Source organism: Pseudoclavibacter helvolus, from assembly GCF_014191305.1.
Taxonomy (GTDB): domain Bacteria; phylum Actinomycetota; class Actinomycetes; order Actinomycetales; family Microbacteriaceae; genus Pseudoclavibacter; species Pseudoclavibacter helvolus.
In genome coordinates this window covers 311090-336222 of record NZ_JACHWJ010000005.1, presented here as the reverse complement: position 1 = coordinate 336222, position 25133 = coordinate 311090, and the positions used below count along the sequence as shown (strand labels likewise).

The following is a 25133-nucleotide window of genomic DNA, read 5'->3' as shown; positions in this document are numbered from 1 at the left end:
TGTGTTGAGTAGAACGATCGTTCTATCTTGCTGGAACCATACTTCGGAGATTCAGAACTTGTCAAGCGAAAAGAGAAAGATCGTTCTACTATTGGACACATGGCCAAGCGAACAACCGCAGGCGGCGCATCCGCTGCCCGAGAGCGACTTCTGGCGACGGCATCCGCCCTCTTCTACGGGGAGGGGATTCACGCGGTTGGGGTCGACCGCATCGTGAGCGAGGCCGGCGTGACCCGGGCCACGTTCTACCGGCACTTCCCGAGCAAGGAAGACCTCGTCGAGGCCTACCTCGGGGTCGAAGACGCGCGCATTCGCGAAGCGCTCGAGGGCGCGGAAGCGATGGCGCAGGGCCCGGAGCAGCTCATCGAGCTCGTCATTGGCGGCCTCGCCGAGGATGTCGCTCGCCACCACACGAGGGGCTGCCCGTTCATCAACGCGGCGGCCGAGTACCCCGCGAGCGACAGTGGCGTGCGCGTCTCCGTCGCTCGGCACCGCGAGTGGTTCAGGGGTGAGCTGCAGGCCATGCTCGAGGGCGCGCAGCATCCGGAGCCGCAGGCGGCCGCTGCCCAGTTGGTCCTGCTGCGCGACGCCGCGATGGTGGGTGGCTACCTCGACGGCTGGGAGCGGGTGAGCCCCGCGTTCACCGCGGCGGCACGCGCTGCGTCGGGGGTGGATGCTCGCGCCGGGTCGGCCAGCGAGTCCGGCGTCGAGGTTGGGGCTACTGAGGGGAGGTAGCCCGTCGGCGCCGTGCCTTCACTGCGGGCGCCTCGCGCGGCAGCTGAGCTTCAAGGAGCGGCATGGATTCGATGCGGCCGCGCTCCACGTGCGCCGCGTTCAGCAGTTCTGCCACGTCGGCCTGGCCCGCGACGATCGCGTCGACGATGTCGCGGTGCTCGATCCACATCGCTGCGGTGTCGCGCTGGGGGGTTAGGCGGAAGAGCCAGCGCACGCGGCCGCTCATGAGCTTCGTGACGCGGCGCAGCAGGGCGTGGTCTGCCAGGGCGATGATCTCTTCGTGCAGGTCGGAGTTGCGTGTCGAGGGTGGGGCGTCCGATGGGGCATCGGGGGTTGATGCGCCGTGTGCCGAGCGCAGGGCGGCCAGCATGGGGGTGACGTCTGCTCCGGCGCTCGCTCGCCTCGCTGCGAAGGCTGAGGCCATCGGCTCGAGCTGGCGCCGCAGGTCGAAGACCTCGGTGGCGTCGGTCACGGTGAGCACGTGGACAACCGCGCCACGACGCGGCTGGGAGGTGATGAACCCCTCCGATTCCAGGATCGGCAGCGCTTCCCTCACTGGGATGCGAGAAACCTCGAGTCGTTCCGCGATCTCGCGCTCGTTGAGCTTCGACCCCATCGCGAGCTCGCCCGTGATGATCTGGTGGCCGCCGCCGTGCGCGTGCACCAGCCCATGAGCCGCAGAGCGGCCCGCGAGCGAGCCGTCGAGCTGTTGACCGCCGTCGGCGTCCGGGATGCGGTCGAGCGCGCGGCCACCCGCCTCCACCAGTGGTCGGGCGGCATGCGGCAGCGGGCAATGATCGCGATGGCCATCGCCCACGACCCGCTCCTCTTGATCGCCGACGAGCCAACGACCGCCCTGGACGTGACCGTGCAGGCGCAGGTCATGGACCTGCTCGCCGAGGTGCGCGAGCGCACTGGGTCTGCGCTTGTCCTGATCACCCACGACTTGGGCCTCGTCGCCGAGAACAGCGACCGGCTCGCCGTCATGCAGCACGGCCGCGTCGTCGAGACCGGCGAGACGCGGGCAGTGCTCGACCACCCCGCCGAGGACTACACGAAGCGCCTCATGGCGGCCGTCCCGGCTGAGAGCGAGCGCGTGGCGCGGCCGGTGTTCGAGGGCGAACCGGATGCTCTGGTCGCCGATCGGATCGTGGTCGAGTACCACGGGCACGGCCGTCGCAAGTCGGTGCGGGCCGTTGACGGGGTCTCCCTGCGCATCGCAGCTGGCGAGACCGTCGCCGTCGTCGGCGAATCGGGATGCGGCAAGTCGTCGCTGGCCAAGGCCGTGCTTGGCGTGCAGCCAGCGGCCGAGGGCACCATCGAGCTCGGCGGCGTCGATCCGTGCCAGCTCGACCGCGACCCGGCGAGGCACCTCGACCTCGTCTTCGGGCTCGCCGAGAAGTTCGACGCGCCCATCGACATCCACCTGCACGAGCCCGACCAGCTCGCCCGCTTCTCCGCCGAGCTCATCGTCGAGCGCACCCGTGCGCTCGGCATGACCGGCAGGGTGACGATCTCGCACGGCTACGGGTTCGCGGAGCTGCCGCGCGAACAGCTTGTTCCACTCGTGGAGCAGTTCGCCGAGCTCGACGTCGCCTGGGCGACCATCGCGCCGGCCAAGCCGCTGCCCACGCTGCTGTTGGCCGAGCACGGCATCCGTGTCGGCCTCGGCGAGGACGGCCAGCGCGACTACTGGTCCCCGTACGGCAACGCCGACATGCTCGATCGCACCTGGCAGCTTGCCTTCACCAACGGGTTCCGGCGCGACGAGGACATCGAACACTGCATGGCCATCGCCACGGTCGGCGGCCGCTCCGTGCTCGGCACCGCGCCCGCGCTGCGGGGCGCGCTCGACCGCCCAGGGGTCGTCATCGGCGACCGCGCCGACCTGCAGCTCGTCGCGGGGGAGACCGTGACGAGTGCGGTCATGGACCGCCTCCCGGACCGCACCGTGCTCTTCGGCGGGGCTGTCGTGGCGGACGCGCTCGAACTCGTGGCTACCTCGTGATCGTGCTCACCGCCTCGCAGCTCGAGGCGCTGGTCGACCGCTCGGCGACCGAGCGCGCGGTGGCGGAGATCTTCGTGGAGATCGCTCGCGGCGCCGCCGACCAGCCGCCGCCCACGTCCATGAAGACGGATGCGGGCACTGGCCGCTACGTGCTCATGTCGGCGCTCTCGGAGGCCACGGGAACCGCGGCCGTGAAGCTGCTCGCCGATGTTCCAGACAACGCCGCGCGGGGGCTGCCGACGCAGCGTTCGATGATCACGGTGCTCGACCGAGAGCTCGGGTCGCCGGTCGCGCTCCTGCACGGCGGCGTGCCGACTCGCGTGCGCACGGCCGCGGCGAGTGCCGTGGCCACGCGTGCGCTTGCCCGTGAGGACAGCCGCGTGCTCGGCCTCGTGGGCGCCGGTGGGCTCGCTCGAGAGCACGTCGAGGCGCTTCGCGGCGTGCGCGACTGGGATCGACTCGTCATCTGGTCGCGCACTCGCGAGCGGGCCGCCGCGCTCGCCGACTCACTCGAGTGGTCGGGCGGCATCGACGTCGTCGACTCCTGCGAGAGCGTCTTCGAGCGGGCGGACACGATCTGCACGCTCACCCCGTCGGTCAGCCCGATCGTGCGTGGCGAGTGGCTGCGCCCTGGTCAGCACCTCAACGTGGTCGGGGCCAGGCCGCGGGCCGACGAGCGCGAGGTGGATGCGCTCACGATGTCGCGCTCGTCCGTCTGGGTCGACGACCAGGCGACGGCGCGCTCGAAGTCGGGCGACCTCATGCTCGCGGTGGCCGAGGGCGCGCTCAGCCTGGACGACGTCGTGGGCACGCTCGGCGAGGTGCTGGCCGGGGTGCGACCTGGCCGCACGAGCCCGCAGCAGATCACCCTGTTCGACTCCGTGGGGATCGGCGCCCAGGACCTGGCGATCGCAGACCTCCTCGTGCGCGAGGCGCGCTCGCGCGGCGTCGGGATCGAGCTCGACCTCGGCGCCTGAGGAGCTGGTGGGGCGCGGCTGGGGAGTATCGGACCCGGCTAGTTGGCTCCCGCGAGCACGGTCGCGTGCCAGGCGTCGAGCAGGCGCGCGACCGTGCGGGTCTGCTCCCAGGGCATTGCGCTCGACTCGAGCCGCCCGTCCCTGAGCGCGCGAGAGAGCGCATCCGCTTCCTCCGCGAACGGGTGTACCTGGTCCACCTCGATCGTGTCTCGTTGCCCGTCGTGGAAGTGGTCGAGGGTCTGCGGCGAGAGGTCGCGGTCGCCGTAGGCGCTCTCGAGTGTGATCCAGCCGCCCTCGCCGACGATGTCGGCCCGCTTCGACAGCTGGGTGTCGATCGAGCAGTCGACGTAGGCGGTGAACCCCTCGGCCTCGAGTTGGGCCGAGGAGTAGACGTCGACGCCCGCCTCGACGCGTCCGTGCGCTTGCGTGAGGTTCAGGTGTTCGAGCGCGATTCCAGCTGATGCCGCGGCGGCGACAGCGAAGGAGACGGGGTAGCCGCCGACGTCGAAGATCGCCCCGCCTGCGAGCTCAGGGTCGAAGAGGCGACCGTCAGCGCTGCCGGCGGTGAAGCCGAACTGCGTTCGCACCTTGAGCGGGGTGGCCGGCTGACTCGCCTCCAGCCGTCTGTCGACGGCCCGTGCGAACGGGCTGAAGCGGTGCTTGTAGGCCTCGACGACCGGAAGTCCCGCCCGCTCCGCGGCGGCGAGTACTCGCTCTGTCTCGGCGGCACTCGGCGCGAGCGGCTTCTCGCAGAGCACGGCCTTGCCCGCCTCGAGCGCCGCGATCGCGAGCTCAGCGTGCGTGGTGTGCACGGTCGCGACGTAGACGGCGTCGACGTCGTCGCGGGCCAGGATCTCGGCGTACGTGCCGGAGATCTCCGCGCCGTAGCGGGCAGCGAACACGGCTGCCCGCTCGGGGTCCCGGCTCGCAATGGCCCGTAGCTCGCCATGTTCGGAGCTTGGCAGCCACTTCGCGAACGACTCCGCGATCGCGCCCGGCCCGAGGATCGCCCACCTGGTCTTCTGCATGCGCCGAAACTACCGGAGCAGCGCGACGAACACCCACAAGTCGATCCAGATTGGGGTGGTTGGCGGTAGGTTCTGGATTCAGCAACACCAGGGAAGGGCGACGACGTGGGCGAGACGAAGCAGCGGTCAGTCGCCATCGACCTGTCGAAGCGTGACCTGACCCTCGATCTCGCGCGGGTGTTCTGCGTGCTGCTCGTGGTTGTCATCCACCTCCTCATGGTCGCGATCGGGGTGGATGCGTCGGGGCAGCTGGTCGTGACGCGGCCGCTCGAGGCGCAGCCCTGGTTTGCGCTCGCCACGTGGGCCGGCCAGATCATGCCGCTCTTCTTCGTCGTCGGTGGGTTCGCATCGATCACGGCGTGGCGCAGCGCGGTTCGCCGCGGCTCGACGCCGAGCGACTACGTGCGCTCGCGGGTGCTGCGGCTCGCGCAGCCGGCGCTGCCCCTCTACGCCTTCTACCTTGTGGCCATCGGCGGGGCGACGCTCGCGGGTCTCGACCCGGCCCTTGTCGACATGGCCGCGTCCGGCGCGGCCACGCCCCTGTGGTTCCTCGCCGCCTACACGCTCTGCCAGGCCGTGGTGCCGTGGATGGCCGGCTGGCACGCTCGGACGCCCCGCGCAACGCTTCTGGTGCTGCTGGCTGGGGTGGTCCTCGTCGATGCGGTTCGCTTCGCCACCGGGATAACCGAGATTGGGCTCCTCAACCTCTTCTTCGTGTGGGTCCTCGTGCAGCAGCTGGGCTTCTGGTACGCAGACGGCTGGCTCGACCGCCGCCGCCCGCTCACGCTCGTCGGCATCGCGGCGCTCGCTTACGCGGCGCTCGTGCCGCTCACGACGCTCGGGCCCTACTCGCCGGACATGCTCTTCAACCTCAACCCGGCGACGCTCCCGCTTGTGGTCCTCGCCGTCGCGCAGGCCTGCATCCTTCGCCTCCTGAAGCCCGCGCTGGCGCGGCTCATGGAGACGACGGGAGCGCGCGCGGTCGTGTTCCTCGTGGGCTCGCGACTCATGACGATCTACCTCTGGCACCTGCCCGTCATCCTGCTCGTCTCCGCCGTGGCGCTGCTGATCCCGGGCGCGGCGCCCGAGCCCGGGTCCGCGGCGTGGTGGTGGAGCCGCATCCCGTATTTCCTCGTCGTGCTCGGTGTGGTCTATGGGCTGTCGTTCCTCGTGGGGCGGTGGGAGACGCCGCGCGAGGTGGGCAGCACCCCGCCAGCTTGGGTTGTCGCGCTCGCCGTGATCTGCGCGTTTGTGCCGTCGTTCCTCGTGCTCCAGTTCTTCATGGACCTGACCCTGGCGGCCATCGGTACCGCGCTGTTGAGCGCGGCCATCCTGCTGCTCGGGCGCTGGCCGTCCCGCACCCCTGTGCATCGCCCCCAGAGAACCTGATCGTTCGCCTCCCGAGCTCGTCTGCGGCCGGGGCCCCGCCAGAATTGGCCCACAGCTTTCGACGAGGACCGGAGACGACCGTGACCGCACCGAAGCAAGGCGAAGACCCCGTGAGCAGCTACCGGCCCCGGCTTGTGCCGTGGGCGCTCGGCATCGCGATCGGGGTGGCCATCGGGGTCGTGATTTCGGTCATCCTTTCGATGAGCGCCGGGTTCACGATCGCGTTCCTCATCATGGGTGTCTGCATCGGCGTGGGCTTCGCGATCGCGCTTCAGGCTGCCTTCGACGACATGGCGAGCAAGAAGTAGTAGGGGTCACGCGGTCGCGGCGAGGGCCAGCGTCGCGAGGGGCACGATGATCGCGACCCCGACCATCCCGAGCAGTACGAAGCGCAGCCAGGAGATCGTGACGCCGAGCGCCACGAGCCGCTCGTGCCAGAGCAGCGTTGCGAGCGACGCCCACGGGGTGACAAGCGGGCCGAGGTTGACGCCGATGAGCAGCGCCACGAGGCGGGCGGGGCTGTCGGCGACGGGTTCGAGCGCGAGCTAGGCGGGCAGATTGTTGACACCGTTGGCGCTCGCGGCGCCGAGCGCGGCGAGCTGCAGGAGGCTCAACGGGTCGTTGCCGCGCCCCGAGACCGAGGCGAGCAACTCGCTCAGCCCGTGCGCGTGGGCGGCCTCAACCAGGACGAACAGGGACCCGGCGATACCGAGCGCCTGCCACGGCACGAGGCTGAAGCGCAGGGACTCGCGGCGGCGCACCGCGAAGGCGACGAGCAGCAACACCGCCGCGATCCCTGCGGGGATCGCCACCTCGATGCCGGAGACGAGCAGCGGCAACAGCAGCACGGTGACCACTGCCGAGAAGATGAGGAGCGGGCGGTCGTGGATGCTCGTGGGCACGGGCATCCGGTATCGACGGTCGAGCTGTCGATCCCGCGCGGGCAGATCACCGGGCTTCTCGGGCCGTCTGGCTGCGGGAAGACGACGCTCATGCGCGCCATCGTGGGAGTCCAGAAGATAGCAGGCGGATCGGTGTCCGTGCTTGGGCAGCCGGCCGGTTCCAAGCGGCTCCGCTCGAGAGTCGCCTACGCGACCCAGTCCGCATCCGTCTACGACGACCTCACCGTCGCGCAGAACCTCGCCTGCTTTTCGAGCGTGCTCGGCAGCGGGCGGACAAAAGTGGATGCGATCATGAACCGCGTCGGCCTGGCCGCGCAGGCGAAGCAGAAGGTCGAGTCGCTGAGCGGCGGTCAGAAGAACCGCGTCTCGCTCGCAGTCGCGATGCTCGGCGACCCGGAGGTGCTGGTCCTCGACGAACCGACCGTTGGCCTCGACCCGGTGCTGCGCGAGGACCTCTGGTCGCTCTTCCGGTCGCTTGCCGATGGCGGCGCGACGCTCTTCGTCAGCAGCCACGTCATGGACGAAGCCATGCGCTGCGACCGCCTCATCCTCATGCGAGACGGTCAACTCATCGCCGACACAACCCCGCCGGAGCTGCTCCGGGAGACCGGGACCCACGATGCCGATGCCGCGTTCCTTGCCCTCATCGAGCGGGGCGAGAGTACCGGGCGTCACGCCGGTCCGGTCGAAGGGGACGCGTCATGAGCCCCACCAGGACCTTCGCGACGGCCGGCCGCGTGCTCAGCCAGATCCGGCACGACCCGCGCTCGATCGTCCTCATGGTCGTCGCCCCGAGCCTCCTCGTCGGCCTCTTCTCGTGGCTCTTCTCCGAGCAGGACGGCGTCTTCCAGCAGCTGGGCCCAGCGATCCTGGCGCTGTTCCCGTTCATCATCATGTTCCTCATCACGAGCATCACAACGCTGAGGGAGCGCCGCTCGGGCACGCTCGAGCGGCTCATGACAACTCCCCTCGCGAAGGGCGACTTCATCGTCGGCTACGCGCTCGCATTCGCCGTTGCCGCGGTGGTTCAGGCCGTCGTGACCGTCGCGTTCGCGGTGGTCGTCTGCGGCCTGAGCGTCGAAGGTCCGCTGTGGCAGCTGGGCCTCGTGGCGGTCGCGGACGCGCTCCTCGGTACGGCCCTTGGGCTCCTCGCGAGTGCGTTCGCCCGCACCGAGTTCCAGGCGGTGCAGTTCATGCCCGTCCTCGTGATCCCGCAGATCCTGCTCGGAGGTATCCTCATGCCGCGCGAGAAGATGCCAGATGCGTTGCAGACGATCTCCGACTGGCTGCCGCTCAGCTACGGCATCGACGCCATCAACGGGGTCACCGCCGGTGAGACCGGCTGGGACCTCTGGGCGCCCATCCTCGTCATCTTCGCCTTCGCTGTCGGCGCGCTGATCCTCGGCTCGCTCACCCTGCGCCGTCGGACCGGGTAGACGCTACTTCGCCGCGACGCTGTCGAGGTGCTCGCGGAGGGCGATGATGATGTCGTCCCGCGTCGTGTTGCGAGCGTGCGCGAGCTCCTCGATGAGCCAGTCGAGGGTCATGTAGTTGGCGTGCAGCAGGTTCGAGAGTTCGATGTTGACCTTGACCTGGTTTGGCCCACCATCGGCCGGCTGCTCGGCGTCCGGGTCGAGGTCGGCGTCGAGTCCCTGCCCCTGCTCGACCTTCACGACAAACGCCCCGACCTCGACGAGACGCTCGTACGCGAGCGCCGCGGCGTCGGGGGAGACCTCCGTGGCGGAGACGGCGTCGAGCAGCACATGCGCGGCTTCTCGGCTGGTAGCAGGAGTGGACATGCAACGAGGATAAGCGCGCACTTCGAACAGACAGTCAGGGTCCATCCATGCAAGGCACAATCAGGGACATGAGCAGCAAACCCACAGCGAAAGCACGCCCGACTCCCGACGCGCCCGTCGTCGTCATCGGCGACGCCATCGTCACGGAGCTGCAGGAGACGGAGGCCCGCGGCGGCCTCACGAGCCGCAGCTACGTGAGCGGTTCGGCCCTCAACGTCACCATGGCGCTCGCTCGACTCGGCGTGCCCGTTGCCCTCATCGCGAGCATCGGAGACGACCCGGACGGCGTGCGCATTCGTGCCCACCTACGCAAGCACGGCATCCGCTTCGCACCGTCGGTGTCGCTCGCCGGAACAGGGCGGGCCATCGGCGAACCGGCGGACGGCGAGCCCCTCTACACGTTCGACGATGCGGCTCGCGCTCGGCGCATCCGCTTCGACGACGAGCAGGTGGCGCTCATCCGCGCCGCCCCGTTTGTTGCCATCTCCGGCTTCGCGTTCGACGACAAGAAGCAGCACAGGCGCCTGCTCGAGGCGGTCATCCGGCCGCAAGAGCGGCTGCTCCTCGACCCGAACCCGCGACTCGGCCTCGTCGAGGACCCGGTGGCGTTTGTCGACAACTTCGAGCGGCACGTCTCCAGCGCCCTCTTCACGCACCTTTCCGACAACGACGCCGACCTGCTGTTCGAGGCGCCCCTCGACGAGGCGACGAGCGACATGCTCGACCTCGGCGCGACGCACGTGCTCGCGACGGAAGGCAACCGGGGCGGTCGCTGGGTCAACCGCGCGGGCATCGACGTCGCCGAGCCCATCGTGGACCTGCCCGGCGACATCGTCGACACGATGGGAGCTGGCGACGCAGTGTTCGCGACAGCGGTCGCCTCCATCGCCCAGGGCGGCGTACCCCGGGAGGGGGCGGATGCGCGGCGCATCCTGCAGCGCGCCATGACCGTCGCGGCGGCCACCGTGCGAGTCACGGGGAGCTTCCTCGCCGCAGACGACGACCTGCCATCGGCTGCCGGAGCGTAGCCCGAGCCCGCCTCCGCCCGCGCCCGCTACCGCTCGCGCCCGCTACCGCGTCGACTCGGGATGGGTTTCTCACTTCGGGATGGCTTGCAACCCATCCCGAAGCGTGGAACCCATCCCGAAACCGTGGGGTGGTGAGGAAACTACTTCGGCGCCGTCGCTGAAGCCGAGCCCGAACCCGAACCCGAGCCCGAGCCCGAACCCGAACCCGCAACCGCCGCCGCGGCGCGCTCGCGCTTCTGCTTGCGCTGCACGTAGACGCCCGCGACGATCGAGATGCCCGCGATGACGAAGCTCGTCGTGACCTCGATGAGGCGCGTCTCGCCCGCGAAGAACATGTAGATGAGCAGCGCGGACAGCGCGACGATGACCACCCAGGTGAGCCACGGGAAGCCCCACATGCGGATGGCCCCCTTGGTGATCTCGTTCGAGTCCTTGCCTGCTGCGACGGCGTCTTCCGCGAGGATGCGGCGCGAGCGCAGCTGGGAGACGGCGATGACGATCCACACGAAGATCGCGACGGCGCCGGTCGAGTTCACGAGGAACGAGAAGACGTACTCGGGGGTCGTGTAGTTGAGCACAACCGAGAGCAGACCGACGACGGCGGATGCGAGGATCGCGACGTACGGGGTGCCACGCTTCGAGACCTTCCGGAATGCCTTGGGCGCTTCGCCGCGGCGCGACAGCGAGAAGGCCATGCGGGAGGCCGTGTAGAGCGACGCGTTGAGGGTCGAGAGCAGGGCGGAGAGCACAATGATGTCCATCGCGAGGGCCGCCCAGCCGATGCCCGCGGCGTTGAGCATCGTGACGAACGGGCTCACGCCTGCCGTGATCTGGTCCCAGGGCAGGACGATGAGCACCACGAGGATCGAGCCGATGTAGAAGAGCAGGATGCGCCACACGACCGAGTTGACGGCCTTGCGCACGGCCTGCGCCGGCTGCTCGGACTCGCCCGCCGCGATGGTCGCGACCTCGGCGCCGAACATCGAGAAGATGACGGGCAGGAGGGCCGCGAGGATGCCCGCGACGCCGAACGGAGCGAAGCCGCCGTCAGCCGGGGCGAGGTTGCCGAACGTAGCCGTGTTGTTCGGGATGACGTGAGCGATGAGGAGGGCGCCGACGATGATGAAGATGATGATCGAGACGATCTTGATCGACGCGAACCAGAACTCGAACTCGCCGAACGACTTCACGCTGATGAGGTTCGCGATGAGGAAGACGAGCGTGATGACAAGCGCGGGGATCCACTGGGGGACCTCCGGCAGCCAGCCGCTGATGATGACGGCGGCCGCGGTGGCCTCGATGCCGACGACCACGACCCAGAACCACCAGTAGAGCCAGCCGATGGACAGGCCGGCCCACGGGCCGATGAAGCGCGTTGCGAACGCCGAGAACGAGCCCGTCTCTGGTGAGATGGAGGCCATCTCGCCGAGCATCCGCATGACAAGCACGACGACGACCCCGGCGAGGGCGTAGGCGAGGATGACGGCTGGGCCTGCCGCGAGGATCGCGGTGCTCGAGGCGACGAGCAGGCCGGCGCCGATGACGCCGCCGAGGGCGATCATCGACAGGTGTCGCGGCTTGAGCGTGTTGGCGAGGGCCTCGCCCTGCTCGACGGCCGGACCGCGGCCTGGCTGGTGGCCGCGTTCGCTCAGATCGCGGCCCTTCTCGGTGAAGACAGCCTCGGTATGGGGCGCCGGCGCGCCCTCTGGAATCTGGCCGTCAGCGCTTGGGGACGTCATGGATCACGTTTCTCCTGGTGAAGGGGACCCCGGGTGCCGCGTGCTCGCTGAAGAATCAGCACGTGAGGGGGAGGAGCGCGGCGGGCGCCTCGGGATCTGTACCGAGCAAGAGTAGGACCCCGCGCGCATCCAGTTCACCTTGTGTTCATAAGTGACGTGGGGAGAAGTGCCTTCCGCGAGGCTCAGTGGTCGCCGTTCGAGCGGATGTGCTCAGCTCGCGGGCGAGTCGCCAGGCAGCGTCTCGGGGTCGCTCGGCTCGACGTTGCCTCGTGCTTCGCGCTCCGAGTGGGTCTCGGCTTCGCCCGCGCCTCCGATGTCGACCGTGAACCAGCGGATCGCAACCGCGCAGATGGGGCCGATGAGCAGCGCGAACGCGACGGTGCCGATGCCGACGTCGCCGCCGAGCATCCAGCCGATGGCGAGCACGACGACTTCCAGGCTCGTGCGCACGATCCAGATGCGCCAGCCGGTCACGCGGTGGAGGCCCGTCATGAGGCCGTCGCGGGGGCCGGGCCCGAAGAGCGCGCCGATGTAGAGCCCGGTCGCGAGGCCGAGCGTCAGGATGCCCCCGGCGAGCAGCAGGATGCGCCACCACAGGTCGAGGCCCTCGGGAATGAGCCACAGACCCAGGTCGGCGCACGGGCCAACAAAGAGGGCGTTAAAGAGCGTGCCGAAGCCGGGTCGTTGCCGCAGGGGGATCCAGATCAGCAGAACGACGACGCTGATGAGTACCGTGATGAGCCCGAACGGCAGGCCCGACTGCACCTGGATGCCGAGCGTCAGCACGTCCCACGGGGAGACGCCGAGCTCGCCCCTCACGATCATGGCGATGGCGAGGCCGTAGAGGAGGATGCCCACGACGAGTTGCGTGGCGCGTCGTGGCAGTCGGACGATGGAGCGCATCCGCTTATCTAAGCCGCGCCCGGCCCGGCGCGGCGCGGTCCAGTCCGGAAGAGTGGATGTGCCCGGCCGGGCGGCGAGGGAGGCGCGAGCTGGAGGTGTCTGACCGGTTAGCTAACGGAGCGGACGGTTGAGCGGATCTCCTCGGCGGAGGCAAGGAACTTCTCGAGCTCGCTCGGAGACATTGGGGTGTCGAGGATGCGCTCGACGCCCTTGGCGCTCACGATCACGGGTGTCGAGATTGCGACGTCGTCGATGCCCCACTGCCCCTGGAGGAGTGTGGAGACGGGCATGATGGCGTGCTCGTCGTTGATGATCGCCTCGGCGATGCGCGCCCCGGACAGGCCGATCGCGTAGTTCGTGGCGCCCTTGCCCTCGATGACCTTGTACGCGGCTGTGCGCACGTCGTGGGTGATGCTCTCGAGGGTCTCCTCGGTGAAGGGGCGCTCGCCGTCGCGCTCCCAGTCGAGGATCGGGATAGGGCCGATCGTGGCTTGGGACCAGAGCGCGAACTCGCTGTCGCCGTGTTCGCCGACGATGGTGGCGTGCACGCTCGTTGGGGCGAGGCCGCCGGCGAGCTTGGCGATGATCCAGCGGAGGCGGGAGGTGTCGAGCACCGTGCCGGAGGAGATGACGCGGCCCGGCGGGAGGCCGGAGATGCGCTGGGCGATCACCGTGAGCACGTCGCACGGGTTCGTGACGAGCACAAACACGGCGTCAGGCGCGAGCTCGACGAGCCTGGGCATGAGCGACTCGAGGATGCTGACGTTCACGCCGACGAGGTCGAGGCGAGTCTGGCCTGGCTTCTGCTTGGCTCCCGCGGTAATGATGACGACGTCCGCGCCCGCGACGGTCGTGATGTCGCTCGAGCCCGTCATGACGCTCGAACCCGTGAACTGCGTGCCGTGCGCGAGGTCGAGTACCTCGGCTTCGACCTTCTTCGTGTCGATGTCGTAGAGGGTGATCTCGCGGGCGACGCCGCGGATGAGACATGCGTACGCGAGCGACGTGCCGACGCTGCCGGCCCCCACGATCGCGACCTTGGACTGCTTCTGCACGGGCATGGTGCTTCCTTTCGGGAAGATCAGCGACCCTCTGATCGTATGCCCGCCCGCCCGCGCCCTGCGGCGTGTCGCGGCGCGGCTCGGGTTGGCCTGAAGGTGCGCTGGTTACGCTCGTTCGCATGCGCATCCCGTCGGAACAAAGTGAAGAATCACGGCACCACGGCGCGACTCCTCCTCCGAGCGGTTCGAACGACCGTGCCAGTTCGAGCGGAGTGGGCGGATCGGGCGGACGCGGCGACACCGATCGCCGCGCGCGCGGGCTGGAAGAGGTCGACGCCAGGCGGGTTCAGCGTGCCGATTTTGTGAAGCAGGTGCTCGCGAAGCGCGAGGGCGGGGCGGATGACGGCGACGGGGCAGGCGCAGACGTTCTGGGCGCTGGTGCTTCTGGCGCTGACGGCTCGGCTGCCGGTGCGGCCGACACCGCCGGGGTGGGCGCCGACGAGCAGCTCGAGGCCGAGCTCAGCGGGGCCTTGCAAGCGGATGAACCGGCCGGCCCCGCCGCAAACGAGACCGTGACCGTCGACAACTCGATCGTGGAGGCGCTGCGCGCCGAGGGCCGAACCGCCGGCGGGCCGCGCGCGGACGACGCGCCAGGTGAGAACGAACCGCACGCCGACGCCGCCCCACGAGTCGACCAGACTGTTGCCGTTGACGACTCGATCGTTGCCGCTCTACGCGCGCAGGGGCGCACAGCTCCCGCGGACCGCGACGCGGCGGCTGCTCCGACTGCTGACGAGACCCCGCGCGTCGACCAGACCGTCACCGTCGACGGCTCGATCGTCGCGGCGCTCCGCGCCGAGGGGCGAACGGCGACGAGCGATCGCGACGCGAGCGACGCGGCCCCCGCGTCCAAGCCCTCCGTAGACGCGGCGCCTCCGACCGCCGCGATGCCCGTCGTCACGCAGCTGCGCGACGTTCCCGTCTCCGAAGCGCTGCCGGCGGCGCTCGCGGTGCTGCGCGGCTGGCGCGAGCAGGCCGCCGCCGCGGACGCGCAGCGGGCCGCCGCCGTAGAGGCCGCCTCGAGCCAGCGCGCGAAGCGTCGCGCCGATACGACCTCAGAGCTCGACCGCGTGCTCAGCGGCCCTGACGGCGAGGACTTCCTCCGCTCTCTCATCGATGAGGTGATCCGGCCGGACGACGCCATTGCGGCAGGAAACGGCCTCGGCGACCTCGCCCCGAAGCTCCCCGCGAGCCTCTCGACCGGCACGAAGCGGGCGTTCCAGCTGGGCGCCTTCGCCGGTCCCGGGGTGCCGTGGCTCGCGGTGCCGCTCATGCGCCGCGCGACGTCGGCGTTCTTCGGCGACGACACTGTCCGCAACCTGCCGTCCGAGATCTCCGCCGCGACCGAGCGCGCCGCCTCTCGGGGAGCCGTGTCGCGCATCCGCCTGCTCGGCGATGCCGTGCTCGGCGAGCGAGGCTCGAACGCGAGCCTCGAGACCTACACGCAGCTGCTCGCGGCAGGCCAGGTCCGCGAGGTCGAGCTGCGGGTCGTCGACATCGAGGCGCAGCCGGCCCTCTGGGACTTCGACGGCACCCTTGAGCGCGTCGTTTTCAAGCTCTCGGCGCTCGGCCGGGCCGCGCTCACCGCGCCGACGCCGCCGCTCATCATGCTGCGCGCGCAGTCGTCCGCCGACCTCGAGCTGACGGTGCAGGCGTTCATGCGCGCCTTTGAGCAGGAGGAGCTGCGCGGCCTGCACGTCGGCATTTCCTTGCCGGCCCAGTTCCCCGAGACTCCCGGACTGCTCCGCCGCATCGGCGGATGGGCGCACATGCGTCGCGAGGACCTTGGCTCCGACATCACGGTCGCCATCACCCGCGACGCGAACCACGAGCTCGAGCGGGCCGACGCCGTCATCAACGGCTGGCGCCTCGCCACCTACGCGTCCGAGGCCGACGTCGACGCCAACTTCGCGCGCCTCCTCGACGAGGCCCTCGCGATCGACCACGTCGCCGCGTTCAGGGTCGAGGTCGAAGCGGATGCGCGACGGGACGTCGCCCTCGCGGCCGCCATCGCGAAGGCTCGCGGTCTTCCGAAGCCTGTGCGGGTTGTCGTGCCGCGCTCCGTGGATGAGGCCACGCTCGAGCGCATCCGCTCGGCAGGCGTCGAGCTTGTCGAGCGCACCCCCGTCGTTGCCGGCACCACGCAGCGCCACGCGGCCAGCTATCTGCAGCACCGAGTCGACGTGCGCGCCAGGCAGCTCGGTGCGGAGCCGGCAGAAGCGGCGCAGGCGGCGATCGCTCCCGGCGTGGGTGCCGACGCCGTGCATCCCGACGACGAGCGCCTCCTCAGCGCGACGGCGCGCATGCGGCAGATCGACTCGGGCCCGAACCGCGAGCAGGACCGCGTGCTGGCCGACGACGCGGCGACCGTGACCGCGAGCATCCAGCTCGAGCTCTTCCCAGAAGGGCTCTTCGAGGACGAGGAGCCCGCAGCCGAACGGCCAGCGCGCGTGAAGAAACTGAAGCCGGCCGCGAAGCCCGTCATCGAAGACGAAGAAGAGGTCACCGAGAACCCCGCAGACACCGGGCCGAGCCCCCGCCTCACCGAGGTTGTGCTCGGCCTCAAGCGGGGCAGGCTGCTGCGCAACACGTTCCGAAACGCTCCAGGCACCGACCCGTCGCTCGCCAGCAACCGCGAGTGGCTGCTCTCCATCCAGCGCCGAGTGCCGCGCAGCGAGCTCGGCGTCGACGAGGTCGAGCGGCACCTGCTGCACGAGCCGGGAGACGTGGATGCGCTGCTCTCGCGAGCAGAGCGTGCGGCCGAGCCGTGGGCCCAGAAGCCAGGCTGGGAGCGGGCGGCTGTGCTCGAGAAGGTGGCGAAGGCGCTCGAAGCGAACCGGGCGCGCCTCATCGAGGTCGCGGTCTCCGAGACGGGGACACCGCTGCCCGACGTCGACGCCGATGTGAGCCGCTGCATTGACCTCGCCAACTACTACGCGCACCTGGCCCGCCAGCTGGACCGCATGCAGGGCGCCGACTTCGAGCCCGTCGCCGTCACCGTCGTCACGCCCTCCTGGGTCCCGGCCGTCGCCGGCAGCGCAGGCCACACTGCGCAGGCGCTCGCGGCGGGCAGCGCGGTTGTGCTGAAGCCGTCGCCGCGCACGCGCCGCACCGCCGCCGTCTTCGCGGAGGTGCTCTGGGACGCCGACATCCCGCGCGACCTCGTGCAGCTCGCGATCTGCGACGAGAGTCTCCTCTCGGACGAGCAGCTCGGGCAGATGCTCATCACCGACGACCGCGTGCAGCGCGTGCTGCTCAGCGGCAACTGGGAGACGGCGCGCTCGTTCCTGCGCTGGCGCCCCGACCTGCCGCTCATCGCCGCGACGAGCGGCAAGAACTCCATGATCATCATGCCGAGCGCCGACCTCGACCGGGCCGCGCTCGACGTCGCCCGCAGCGCGTTCCTCAGCGCGGGGCAGCGTCCCGGCCACGCCGGCACGGTCATCCTCGTCGGCTCCGTGGCGCGCTCGAAGCGATTCCACGAGCAGCTCGCCGACGCCGTCGCGTCGCTGCGCATCGGCTACCCGAGCGACCCGGGCGCGGTCGTCGGTCCGCTCGTCTCGCCGCCCGACTCGCAGCTGCGCTTCGCGCTCACCTCGCTCGGCGAGGGGGAGTCGTGGCTCGTCGAGCCACGCCAGCTCGACGACACGGGCCGCCTCTGGTCGCCTGGGATCCGCGTCGGCGTGAAGCCCGGCAGCTATCAGCACGTCACCGAGTTCTTCGGCCCGGTGCTGAGCGTCATGCACACGCACACCCTCGACGACGCCATCCGACTGCAGAACTCGACGCAGTACGGGCTGACGGCGGGCATCCACTCGCTCGACCGCACCGAGATCGCCGAGTGGCTGCGACGGGTCGAGGCGGGCAACCTCTACGTGAACCGCGACATCCTCGGCAACACGCCCCAGCGGCAGCCGTTCGGTGGCTGGCTTCGCTCGATGGTCGGCACGGCCACGAAGTTCGGCGGCCCCAACTCGCTGCTGTCGCTCGGCACGTGGCGCTCGAACCACGGCGAGCAGTCGCAGACCCTGCACCTTCGCGGTATCGACGAGCAGGCGACGGCGCTCATCGAGTCGGCGGCGCCCTTCATGGACTACGAGACCTTCGACCGCCTCCGCCGCGCCTCACTCAGCGACCAGATCGCGTTCAACGAGGAATTCGGCGAGGTCTCCGACGTCTCGAACCTGAAGTTCGAGCGCAACCTCATGCGGTACATCCCGGCGCGCGCCACGATCCGCGCCGCCGAGGACGCCACGCTCGCAGACCTCATCCGCGTCATCGTCGCGGCCCGCATCGTGCGCGCGAAGCCGCTCATCACCTCGGGCATCGAGGTGCCGGATGCGGTTCTCGCCGAACTGCACGCGCAGAACCTCACCGTGCAGCGCGAGACCGACGCCGAGTTCGCTGAGCGTGCGCGCACAGGCGGCATCGAGACGCTGCGCGTGCGCCTCGTCGGCGGCAAGCGGCGCGAGTTCTGCGACGCCCTCCAGGGCGACCCGGACATCTCCATCTGGTCGGACGAGGTCACGCCCGCCGGCCGCATCGAGGCGCTCCCGTTCCTCCGCGAGCAGGCGATCTCCATCACCGCACACCGGAACGGGCACCCCGACCCGCGCATGCAGCAACTGTTCCCGTACGAGCAGACCATCGACCCGGATGCGCCCATCACGCAGGGCCCCATCAAGTCCCGCGGGTAGGTCCCCCGCTCGTCGCGAGGCGTGTGCATGGGCATGCGGCGCGAGCGTGGGCGTGGGCGTGGGCGCGGGCTTCGGGCTCCTGGGTCGCCGGGGTTCTGGGTTGGGAGGGTACTGGGGGCGCCGGGCTTCCGGTCTTCTGGGGACGCAGGTTTCTGAGCTGCAGGGCTTCCGGGGCTGCGCGGCCCGCGGCGGCGTCCTTCGCGGCGCGCTGTCCAACATCAGTGCGATTTCGAGCTGAAAGCGCGGTTGGAAGGTTTCAGGTTCGGATTTTGCACTGAAGTTGGTCAGCGACTCCGGTGTCTGCAACGTCTCCGGCGTCTCCGGCGTGGGCAGCGCCCGGCCCCAGCCGAAGCGCTCGCCCAGCGTCTGGAGCGTCTGCCCCGGCTGCCCGCCCTTGACAGCGGAAGAGTCAGCCAGATGCAGGCTCCCGCGCCGCCCGACAATGCGTCTGGCTCACTCTTCGCGGCCGAGGGGGCGGCAGGGGAACGGCAGCAGAGGCAGCCGCGGGGCAGGCGCTTCGCCTACGATCGGGCGCATGTCTGCCGATGTCGCCGGAGCCCCCAAGCCCCTTCAGCCTGCCGTGTCGCCTCAGGCTCCCGAGCCTCCTCAGGTCGCCGAGTTCCCTCAGGCCCCCAAGTCTCTTCAGGGCCCCAAATCTCCTCAGGCCGCGCAGTCGGCGGAAGCCCTCGACGCCCTCAACCGCGAACTGCCTGGCCGGGTGGTGACTGACCCGGCGGTGCTCGAGCTTCTGCGCGTCGACCGCTCCGGTGTCGTCGCCGATGGGCTGCCCTTGGCGCTGGTCGAAGCCGAGTCGGTCGCGGATGTGCAGGCCGTGTGCCGCATCGCGAGCGCGTTCGGGGTGCCGGTCGTCACCCGAGGCGCTGGCACAGGCCTCGCGGGCGGCGGTGCGGGCGGCGCTGGCGAGATCGTGCTGTCGACGCTGCGCATGAACCGCATCCTCGAGGTCTCGGCCGCCAACCAGCTCGCGGTCGTGCAGCCCGGCATCCTCAACGGGGCCCTCAACGAGGAGCTCGAGGGTCACGGCTTCTGGTGGGCGCCTGACCCGGCTTCGAAGCACATTTCGACTGTTGGCGGCAACATCGCGACCAATGCTGGTGGCCTGCTCTGCGCGAAGTACGGGGTGACGCGCGAGGCGGTGCTCGGGCTCAAGGTTGTGCTCATCGACGGGTCGCTCATCGACGTCGGCCACCGCACGGTGAAGGGCGTCACCGGCCTCGACCTGTGCGCGCTCATGGTCGGTTCGGAGGGCACGCTGGGAGTGATCGTGGAGTGCACGCTCAAGCTGCGCCCGCTTGTGCCTGGCGTGGTGCCGACGATCGGCGCGTACTTCGCTGACGTGGGGAGCGCGGCGCGTGCATCCGCCGCCGTCACTGCGTCGGGCATCCAGCCGGCCATCATGGAGCTGATGGATGCGGGCGTTCTGCGCGCCGTGTCCGCGTACACGGGCGTTGACCTCGCCTCGCACGGTGACTCGTATTTGCTCATCCAGACGGACGGCGCGAACGCGGTCGCCGAGGCCGAGGGCATCGTGGACGTCTTGCGCGCCAACGGCGGAACAGTCGGGATGACCACCGACCCGCAGTCCGCGCTCACGCTCGTGGATGTGCGGCGCCAGGCCTACGCGGCCAAGGAAGCACTCGGGAAGGTGCTGGTCGAGGACGTGTCGGTGCCCCGTGACAAGCTGCCGGCCATGTTCGCGAAGATCGACGAAGTCGCGGCGCGGACCGGAACCACGATCGTGACGGTCGCGCACGCGGGGGACGGCAACCTGCATCCGACGTTCATCTACGACCGAGCGGAGCCCGTCGTGCCGCAGGCGGTGTGGGATGCGGCCGACGAGCTCTTCACGTACGCCATCTCGATCGGCGGCACTCTCACTGGCGAGCACGGCGTCGGCCTCCTGAAGCGGCAGTGGCTGGGAGAGGAGCTCGGCGAGCGCCAGTACGAGCTGCAGCGCGGCATCAAGCGGCTCTTCGACCCGCAGGGGCTCCTCAACCCCGGCAAAGTCTTCGCCAAGTAGCCTGCGTCCGCGCCCGCGCGCTCACCGTGCGTCGGGTCCGGCCCCGGCCAACTCCCGTGATGGCTGCCCGCTTCGCCGCCTCTACGGGCGATGCAGGCCGGATCGATCACGCAAGTTGGACGCGTGCCACCCCCACGGCGCTCTCGATTGATGGGAAATTTTGCGGGACCTCGGGCGTGCCGTCCAGGAGGGCAGTCCGCGAAACAAGAGCGTCACATTCCGTCCACTAGGCTCGGGACATGGGTGACCTTTTCGATGGCTACAGCCAGGCTCTGACCAGGCAATCCCAAGCGGCGCTGTCGCCGCCATTTGACGAGATGTTCATGGGGGAGGCGCCTGAGGGCGAGCTGGATCCGCGGCGCACGTACCGAGATCTCTACGACGTCCTTTCGGGGATGACGCAGGAGCAGATCCGGCACCGTTCAGATTCGCTCGCTGACTCGTACCTCGCTCAGGGCGTCACGTTCGACTTCGCCGGCGAGGAGCGTCCGTTCCCCCTCGACGTGGTTCCGCGCGTCATCGAGCGCGCCGAGTGGCAGAAGACGGAAGCCGGCATCAAGCAGCGTGTGCGCGCGCTCGAGGCGTTCCTCGACGACGTGTACGGCGACCAGCGTGCCATCGCCGACGGCGTCATCCCCGCGAGCCTCATCGCCTCCTCCGTGCACTACCACCGGGTCGCGAAGGGTATCCGAACGGCGAACGGGGTGCGCATCCACGTCTCGGGCATCGACCTGATTCGGGATGAGCACGGCGAGATGCGCGTGCTGGAAGACAACGTGCGCGTGCCGTCCGGCGTCTCCTACGTCATCTCGAACCGTCGCGCCATGGCGCAGACGCTCCCCGAGCTCTTCTCGCGCATGCGCGTTCGCCCCGTCGGTGACTACCCGAACCGTCTGCTCGGGGCGCTGCGCGCTTCGGCGCCCGACGGCATCGAGGACCCGACGGTGGTTGTCCTCACGCCTGGCGTCTACAACTCGGCGTACTTCGAGCACACGCTGCTCGCCCGCCTCATGGGCGTCGAGCTCGTCGAGGGCCGCGACCTCTTCTGCTCCGGCGGCAGGGTCTGGATGCGCACGACGGCCGGCCCCCAGCGCGTGGATGTCATCTACCGCCGCGTCGACGACGACTACCTCGACCCGCTGCAGTTCCGCCGCGACTCGATGCTGGGCTCGCCCGGCCTCATGATGGCGGCTCGCCTCGGCAACGTGACGATCGCGAACGCCGTGGGCAACGGCGTCGCCGACGACAAGCTCGTCTACACGTACATGCCGGACCTCATCCGCTACTACCTGTCGGAAGAGGCGATCCTGCTGAACGTCGACACGTGGCGCCTCGAAGAACCGTCCGCGCTCGAGGAAGTGCTCGACCGCCTCGACGAGCTTGTTGTGAAGCCCGTCGACGGTTCCGGCGGCAAGGGCCTCATGATCGGCCCGAGCGCCAACAAGCAGGAACTGGACGAGATGCGGGTGCGGCTGCTCGCCGACCCGCGCGGCTGGATCGCGCAGCCGGTTGTGCAGCTCTCGACGATCCCGACGCTCGTGGAAGACGGGATGCGCCCGCGTCACGCGGACCTGCGCCCGTTTGCTATCAACGACGGCCACGACGTGTGGGTGCTGCCCGGCGGCCTCACCCGCGTGGCGCTGCCGGAGGGGCAGCTGGTTGTGAACTCGAGCCAGGGCGGCGGTTCCAAAGACACCTGGGTCGTCGGCGCCGAGCGCAGCTTCTCGAAGCCAGTGCCGCACGGCGTCGAGGAACTCCTCGACGACCAGGCCGATGTGTCGGAGACTCCGCACCCCGTGACGGGCGTGCTGCGGGTCATCCCGCACCGCCAGGACCACATGCCGCAGGACGCCCCGAAACGCGGCGACCAGCAGCAAGTGCAGCAGCAGACGCAGGGCCGGCAGTCGCAGGCCCAATCTCACTCGCACGCGCAGTCGGAACAGGTCCAGCAACAGCAGCAGGCGCGCACTGACGCGCACGCTCCAGCCGGGGCAGCCGCCACGAACCAGAAGGGAACGGACGCATGCTGAGCCGTATCGCCGAGTCGCTCTTCTGGATCGGCCGCTATGTCGAGCGGGCCGACGGCACCGCGCGCATCCTGGATGTGCACCTGCAGCTGCTGCTCGAGGACCCGTGGGTCGACGAGGCGACGGCCTGCCGGTCGCTCCTGAGCGTCATGGGCGCGGCGGATGTGCAGCCGGATGCGGAGCTCACCCGCTCTGACGTGCTGAACCTCATGGCCGTCGACCGCTCGCAGCCCGCCTCGATCGCCTACTCGGTGAACGCGGCCCGCGAGAATGCCAGGCGCGCTCGCGAGATCGTGTCGACGGAGCTGTGGGAGTGCCTCAACGCGACGTACTCGCGCATGCCGTTCAGCGTGCGCCAGGAGAAGGTGCACGACCTCTTCGCGTGGGTTCGTGAGCGCTCGGCGCTCGCGGTCGGTGTCGTGAACTCGGCCGCGAGCCGCGACGATGCCTACCAGTTCATGATGCTGGGTCGCTCGCTTGAGCGGGCCGACATGACGGCCCGTCTGCTGGCGACGCGTTCGCTGACGGAGGCGTCTGGCGCATCCTGGACGACGATCCTCCGCTCGTGCGGCGCCTACGAGTCGTACCTGCGCACGTATCACGGCATGCCCTCCGCGGCGAACGCGGCGGAGTTCCTGCTCCTCGACCGGCTGTTCCCGCGGTCGATCCAGTACTCGGTGTCGACGGCGCTCTCGTGCCTCTACGACATCCAGCCGCGCCACGAGCGCGGCGGACGCGTCGGGGTCACCGACCAGGCCCAGCGCCTGCTCGGCCAGATCTCGTCTGACCTCGAGTACCGCCCCATCCACGACACGCTTGCTGACCTGCCCCGCTACATGGATGGCGTGCAGGATGCGGTGTCGCGGGCGTCCGAGGCGATCCGCCAGCGCTACTTCCCGTCGATCACAGCCCCGAGCTGGGTGGGAGACAACTCATGAGCCGCATCCGCATCCGCCACTCCACCGGCTTCCGGTACGAGGGCGACGTCACGACCTCGTACAACGAGGCCCGCATGCTGCCGATGGCCAACAACGGCCAGTTCGTGCTGTTCGGGCACCTCGACGTCACCCCGCATTCGTCGACGCACAACTACTCCGACTACTGGGGCACGAAAGTGACGGCGTTCGAGGTGCTCAACCCGCACTCCGAGCTGTCGCTGACGGCGTCGAGCCTCGTCGAGGTGCGCCAGCGCCCCGAGGCTGGGCAGCTGTCGCTCAGCTGGGACGAGCTCGCCCGCGAGCGGCTCCGCAGCGTGGAGCTGGTCGAGCAGACGGCGCAGACTCGCCTGACGATGCCGCCGGAGGACGTGAAGGCCCTCGCGGCCGAGGTGAAGGGCGCGAACAGCGGGCCAGCATCCACGGCCATGGAGATCTTGCACCTCGTCTACGAGGCGGTTGCCTACGAGGGCGGCGTGACGGGCGTGCGTACGACTGCGGCCGAGGCGTGGGAGCACAAGCGCGGGGTCTGCCAGGACATCTCGCACATCGCGCTCGGCGCCCTGCGCTCGGCCGGGATTCCGGCGATCTACGTCTCCGGCTACTTGCACCCGCGCCCGAACGCCGAGATCGGCGAGACCGTGAGCGGCGAGTCGCACGCGTGGATCGAGTACTGGGACGGCGAGTGGCGCGGCTGGGACCCGACGAACGACATTCCGATCGGCGAGCGCCACGTGCTTGTCGGCCGCGGGCGTGACTACAACGACGTGCCTCCGCTGCGCGGCGTGTACGCGGGCCCGTTCTCGTCCCAGCTGTTCGTAAAGGTCGACATCACGCGGGAGGCCTGACCATGTCGGGTTCGGGGGACGGCCAGGTGCCGCGCAACGGTTCGCACGGTGAAGCGGATCCGCGGGGCCCGGTCGCTCCCGGGCCCACCCCGTCCGGCGACCCGGTCACGTTCATTGTGCCCGTCGGCCACGGCGTCGACGTGCACGTCTACGAGTGGGCGTGTGCGTCGCCGCGCGGCGTGATCCACCTGTCCCATGGCTCCGGCGAGCACGCGAAGCGCTACGACTCGTACGCGCGCGACCTCGTCGCTGCCGGCTACTCGGTTGTCGCGCACGACCACCTCGGGCACGGGCAGACGGCGCTCGGCTCGCACGGGCTCTCTGTGCTGCCGACCACCGAGAACCGGGCGGCGCTCGAGGCGCTCGAGGACATCTCGGCCTGGGTGCGTGATCGCTACCCGGCTCTCCCGCTGATCCTGCAGGGGCACTCGTGGGGGTCGCTGCTCGCGCAGCAGCTGCTCGCACGTGACTCGGCGTTCTTCTCGGCGTGCATCCTCACGGGCACGACCCTCGCGGTGCCGGGCTTCATCAACGCGGGCAACCTCAACAAGCGGTTCGAGCCCGACGAGACGGGGCTCATGTGGCTGAGCCGCAACCCAGACGCGCGTCGCGCGTTCGCGTATGACGAGCTGTGCTTCGACATCGCGAAGATGCCTGTGTGGTCGACGAGGGGTGCGCTGCAGCTGGCGCACATCCCTCCGCGTGCCGCCTCGGGCAAGATCGACGACGTGCCCGTGCTCATCATGGCGGGGTCCGAGGACTCGATCGGCTTCGGCGAGCGCGGGCCTCGCGCCCTCGCGCGGCTGTACCTGAAGCGTTCGAAGTTGAGTGACGTGACGCTCAAGATCTACCCGGAAGCGCGGCACGAGCTGCTCAACGAGCTGAATCGTGACGAGGTCATCGCCGACATCGTCGCGTGGTTGGATGCGCGCATCCCGCTGCCCGTGTAGCTCAGCGGTGCCGCGCCGATGGCACCGATCTGGTCGTGCGGATACTTGCCCGCGCCCGCCAGGCAT

At 69.7% G+C, this 25133-nt stretch carries 22 protein-coding genes; 14 read left to right on the top strand and 8 right to left on the bottom strand.

What is annotated here, in order from left to right; all coding sequences use genetic code 11:
- Positions 1-99 precede the first annotated feature (99 nt).
- Positions 100-735, top strand: a complete 636-nt coding sequence (locus FHX72_RS16310; protein ID WP_183626481.1) for a TetR/AcrR family transcriptional regulator — start codon at positions 100-102, stop codon at positions 733-735.
- On the opposite strand, the gene FHX72_RS16305 is transcribed toward FHX72_RS16310, so the two are convergent.
- Positions 719-1399: a GntR family transcriptional regulator gene (locus tag FHX72_RS16305; protein WP_183626479.1), complete on the bottom strand. Its 681-nt coding sequence runs from the start codon at positions 1397-1399 to the stop codon at positions 719-721. The genes FHX72_RS16310 and FHX72_RS16305 overlap by 17 nt on opposite strands.
- Here FHX72_RS16305 and FHX72_RS18640 point away from each other — a divergent pair.
- Together FHX72_RS18640 and FHX72_RS18635 are read left to right on the top strand one after the other, a co-directional pair.
- Positions 1376-2743: an ATP-binding cassette domain-containing protein gene (locus FHX72_RS18640; protein WP_221186995.1), complete on the top strand. Its 1368-nt coding sequence runs from the start codon at positions 1376-1378 to the stop codon at positions 2741-2743. The genes FHX72_RS16305 and FHX72_RS18640 overlap by 24 nt on opposite strands.
- Complete coding sequence (locus FHX72_RS18635; RefSeq protein WP_338110154.1) at positions 2740-3720, top strand: ornithine cyclodeaminase family protein; 981 nt, start codon at positions 2740-2742, stop codon at positions 3718-3720. The genes FHX72_RS18640 and FHX72_RS18635 overlap by 4 nt, the downstream gene beginning before the upstream one ends.
- 38 nt (positions 3721-3758) lie before the next feature.
- Here the strand turns inward: FHX72_RS18635 and FHX72_RS16295 are convergent, their stop codons facing one another.
- The gene (locus FHX72_RS16295) at positions 3759-4748 is read right to left on the bottom strand and encodes a Gfo/Idh/MocA family protein (protein WP_183626477.1); all 990 of its coding nucleotides are present in this window, start codon (positions 4746-4748) and stop codon (positions 3759-3761) included.
- A 105-nt stretch (positions 4749-4853) separates the two neighbouring features.
- On the opposite strand from FHX72_RS16295, the gene FHX72_RS16290 reads away from it, so the two are divergent.
- Positions 4854-6137, top strand: coding sequence for an acyltransferase family protein (locus FHX72_RS16290; RefSeq protein WP_183626475.1), 1284 nt, complete (start codon positions 4854-4856; stop codon positions 6135-6137).
- An 80-nt stretch (positions 6138-6217) separates the two neighbouring features.
- Positions 6218-6445, top strand: coding sequence for a hypothetical protein (locus tag FHX72_RS16285; protein WP_068466719.1), 228 nt, complete (start codon positions 6218-6220; stop codon positions 6443-6445).
- A gap of 6 nt (positions 6446-6451) precedes the next feature.
- On the opposite strand, the gene FHX72_RS19835 is transcribed toward FHX72_RS16285, so the two are convergent.
- Together FHX72_RS19835 and FHX72_RS19830 are read right to left on the bottom strand one after the other, a co-directional pair.
- Complete coding sequence (locus FHX72_RS19835; protein WP_068466722.1) at positions 6452-6643, bottom strand: ArsB/NhaD family transporter; 192 nt, start codon at positions 6641-6643, stop codon at positions 6452-6454.
- 39 nt (positions 6644-6682) lie between these two features.
- The gene (locus FHX72_RS19830; protein WP_377604002.1) at positions 6683-7084 is read right to left on the bottom strand and encodes an SLC13 family permease; all 402 of its coding nucleotides are present in this window, start codon (positions 7082-7084) and stop codon (positions 6683-6685) included.
- Between FHX72_RS19830 and FHX72_RS16275 the strand changes: the two genes are divergently transcribed.
- A complete protein-coding gene (locus FHX72_RS16275) occupies positions 7022-7744 on the top strand; it encodes an ATP-binding cassette domain-containing protein (RefSeq protein WP_183626473.1) in 723 nt (240 codons plus the stop codon). The two genes, FHX72_RS19830 and FHX72_RS16275, sit on opposite strands and share 63 nt — an antisense overlap.
- Positions 7741-8475, top strand: a complete 735-nt coding sequence (locus FHX72_RS16270; protein WP_183626471.1) for an ABC transporter permease — start codon at positions 7741-7743, stop codon at positions 8473-8475. The genes FHX72_RS16275 and FHX72_RS16270 overlap by 4 nt, the downstream gene beginning before the upstream one ends.
- Before the next feature lie 3 nt (positions 8476-8478).
- Here the strand turns inward: FHX72_RS16270 and FHX72_RS16265 are convergent, their stop codons facing one another.
- Positions 8479-8838 (bottom strand): hypothetical protein, encoded by a 360-nt coding sequence (locus FHX72_RS16265; RefSeq protein ID WP_183626469.1) that lies wholly within the window; start codon positions 8836-8838, stop codon positions 8479-8481.
- 68 nt (positions 8839-8906) lie between these two features.
- On the opposite strand from FHX72_RS16265, the gene FHX72_RS16260 reads away from it, so the two are divergent.
- On the top strand, positions 8907-9866 hold the full coding sequence (locus tag FHX72_RS16260; RefSeq protein ID WP_068493899.1) for a carbohydrate kinase family protein: 960 nt from the start codon (positions 8907-8909) through the stop codon (positions 9864-9866).
- 140 nt (positions 9867-10006) lie between these two features.
- On the opposite strand, the gene FHX72_RS16255 is transcribed toward FHX72_RS16260, so the two are convergent.
- The 3 genes from FHX72_RS16255 to FHX72_RS16245 all read right to left on the bottom strand — a co-directional run bounded on the left by FHX72_RS16255 (position 10007) and on the right by FHX72_RS16245 (position 13569).
- Complete coding sequence (locus tag FHX72_RS16255) at positions 10007-11605, bottom strand: amino acid permease (protein WP_183626467.1); 1599 nt, start codon at positions 11603-11605, stop codon at positions 10007-10009.
- 210 nt (positions 11606-11815) lie between these two features.
- The gene (gene yczE / locus FHX72_RS16250) at positions 11816-12508 is read right to left on the bottom strand and encodes a membrane protein YczE (RefSeq protein ID WP_221186994.1); all 693 of its coding nucleotides are present in this window, start codon (positions 12506-12508) and stop codon (positions 11816-11818) included.
- A gap of 107 nt (positions 12509-12615) precedes the next feature.
- Positions 12616-13569, bottom strand: coding sequence for an L-lactate dehydrogenase (locus tag FHX72_RS16245; protein ID WP_068478334.1), 954 nt, complete (start codon positions 13567-13569; stop codon positions 12616-12618).
- A 119-nt stretch (positions 13570-13688) separates the two neighbouring features.
- Here FHX72_RS16245 and FHX72_RS16240 point away from each other — a divergent pair, with 119 nt between their 5' ends.
- From FHX72_RS16240 to FHX72_RS16215, 6 genes are all read left to right on the top strand, one after another.
- On the top strand, positions 13689-18266 hold the full coding sequence (locus tag FHX72_RS16240) for a proline dehydrogenase family protein (RefSeq protein WP_183626465.1): 4578 nt from the start codon (positions 13689-13691) through the stop codon (positions 18264-18266).
- A 535-nt stretch (positions 18267-18801) separates the two neighbouring features.
- Positions 18802-20307, top strand: coding sequence for an FAD-binding oxidoreductase (locus FHX72_RS16235; protein WP_183626463.1), 1506 nt, complete (start codon positions 18802-18804; stop codon positions 20305-20307).
- A gap of 239 nt (positions 20308-20546) precedes the next feature.
- The gene (locus tag FHX72_RS16230; RefSeq protein ID WP_183626461.1) at positions 20547-22337 is read left to right on the top strand and encodes a circularly permuted type 2 ATP-grasp protein; all 1791 of its coding nucleotides are present in this window, start codon (positions 20547-20549) and stop codon (positions 22335-22337) included.
- Complete coding sequence (locus FHX72_RS16225; protein WP_068478330.1) at positions 22331-23272, top strand: alpha-E domain-containing protein; 942 nt, start codon at positions 22331-22333, stop codon at positions 23270-23272. The genes FHX72_RS16230 and FHX72_RS16225 overlap by 7 nt, the downstream gene beginning before the upstream one ends.
- Complete coding sequence (locus FHX72_RS16220; protein WP_068478328.1) at positions 23269-24117, top strand: transglutaminase family protein; 849 nt, start codon at positions 23269-23271, stop codon at positions 24115-24117. The genes FHX72_RS16225 and FHX72_RS16220 overlap by 4 nt, the downstream gene beginning before the upstream one ends.
- Before the next feature lie 2 nt (positions 24118-24119).
- The gene (locus FHX72_RS16215) at positions 24120-25067 is read left to right on the top strand and encodes an alpha/beta fold hydrolase (RefSeq protein WP_183626459.1); all 948 of its coding nucleotides are present in this window, start codon (positions 24120-24122) and stop codon (positions 25065-25067) included.
- The last annotated feature ends 66 nt before the right edge of the window (positions 25068-25133 follow it).

What these genes read in the sequence shown, in the direction of transcription:
- FHX72_RS16310 (WP_183626481.1), top strand. Translation starts at nt 100, where the DNA reads ATGGCCAAGCGAACAACCGCAGGCGGCGCATCCGCTGCCCGAGAGCGA.
- FHX72_RS16295 (WP_183626477.1), bottom strand. Translation starts at nt 4,748, where the DNA reads ATGCAGAAGACCAGGTGGGCGATCCTCGGGCCGGGCGCGATCGCGGAG.
- FHX72_RS16270 (WP_183626471.1), top strand. Translation starts at nt 7,741, where the DNA reads ATGAGCCCCACCAGGACCTTCGCGACGGCCGGCCGCGTGCTCAGCCAG.
- FHX72_RS16265 (WP_183626469.1), bottom strand. Translation starts at nt 8,838, where the DNA reads ATGTCCACTCCTGCTACCAGCCGAGAAGCCGCGCATGTGCTGCTCGAC.
- FHX72_RS16260 (WP_068493899.1), top strand. Translation starts at nt 8,907, where the DNA reads ATGAGCAGCAAACCCACAGCGAAAGCACGCCCGACTCCCGACGCGCCC.
- FHX72_RS16255 (WP_183626467.1), bottom strand. Translation starts at nt 11,605, where the DNA reads ATGACGTCCCCAAGCGCTGACGGCCAGATTCCAGAGGGCGCGCCGGCG.
- yczE (WP_221186994.1), bottom strand. Translation starts at nt 12,508, where the DNA reads ATGCGCTCCATCGTCCGACTGCCACGACGCGCCACGCAACTCGTCGTG.
- FHX72_RS16245 (WP_068478334.1), bottom strand. Translation starts at nt 13,569, where the DNA reads ATGCCCGTGCAGAAGCAGTCCAAGGTCGCGATCGTGGGGGCCGGCAGC.
- FHX72_RS16240 (WP_183626465.1), top strand. Translation starts at nt 13,689, where the DNA reads ATGCGCATCCCGTCGGAACAAAGTGAAGAATCACGGCACCACGGCGCG.
- FHX72_RS16235 (WP_183626463.1), top strand. Translation starts at nt 18,802, where the DNA reads ATGTCTGCCGATGTCGCCGGAGCCCCCAAGCCCCTTCAGCCTGCCGTG.
- FHX72_RS16230 (WP_183626461.1), top strand. Translation starts at nt 20,547, where the DNA reads ATGGGTGACCTTTTCGATGGCTACAGCCAGGCTCTGACCAGGCAATCC.
- FHX72_RS16225 (WP_068478330.1), top strand. Translation starts at nt 22,331, where the DNA reads ATGCTGAGCCGTATCGCCGAGTCGCTCTTCTGGATCGGCCGCTATGTC.
- FHX72_RS16220 (WP_068478328.1), top strand. Translation starts at nt 23,269, where the DNA reads ATGAGCCGCATCCGCATCCGCCACTCCACCGGCTTCCGGTACGAGGGC.
- FHX72_RS16215 (WP_183626459.1), top strand. Translation starts at nt 24,120, where the DNA reads ATGTCGGGTTCGGGGGACGGCCAGGTGCCGCGCAACGGTTCGCACGGT.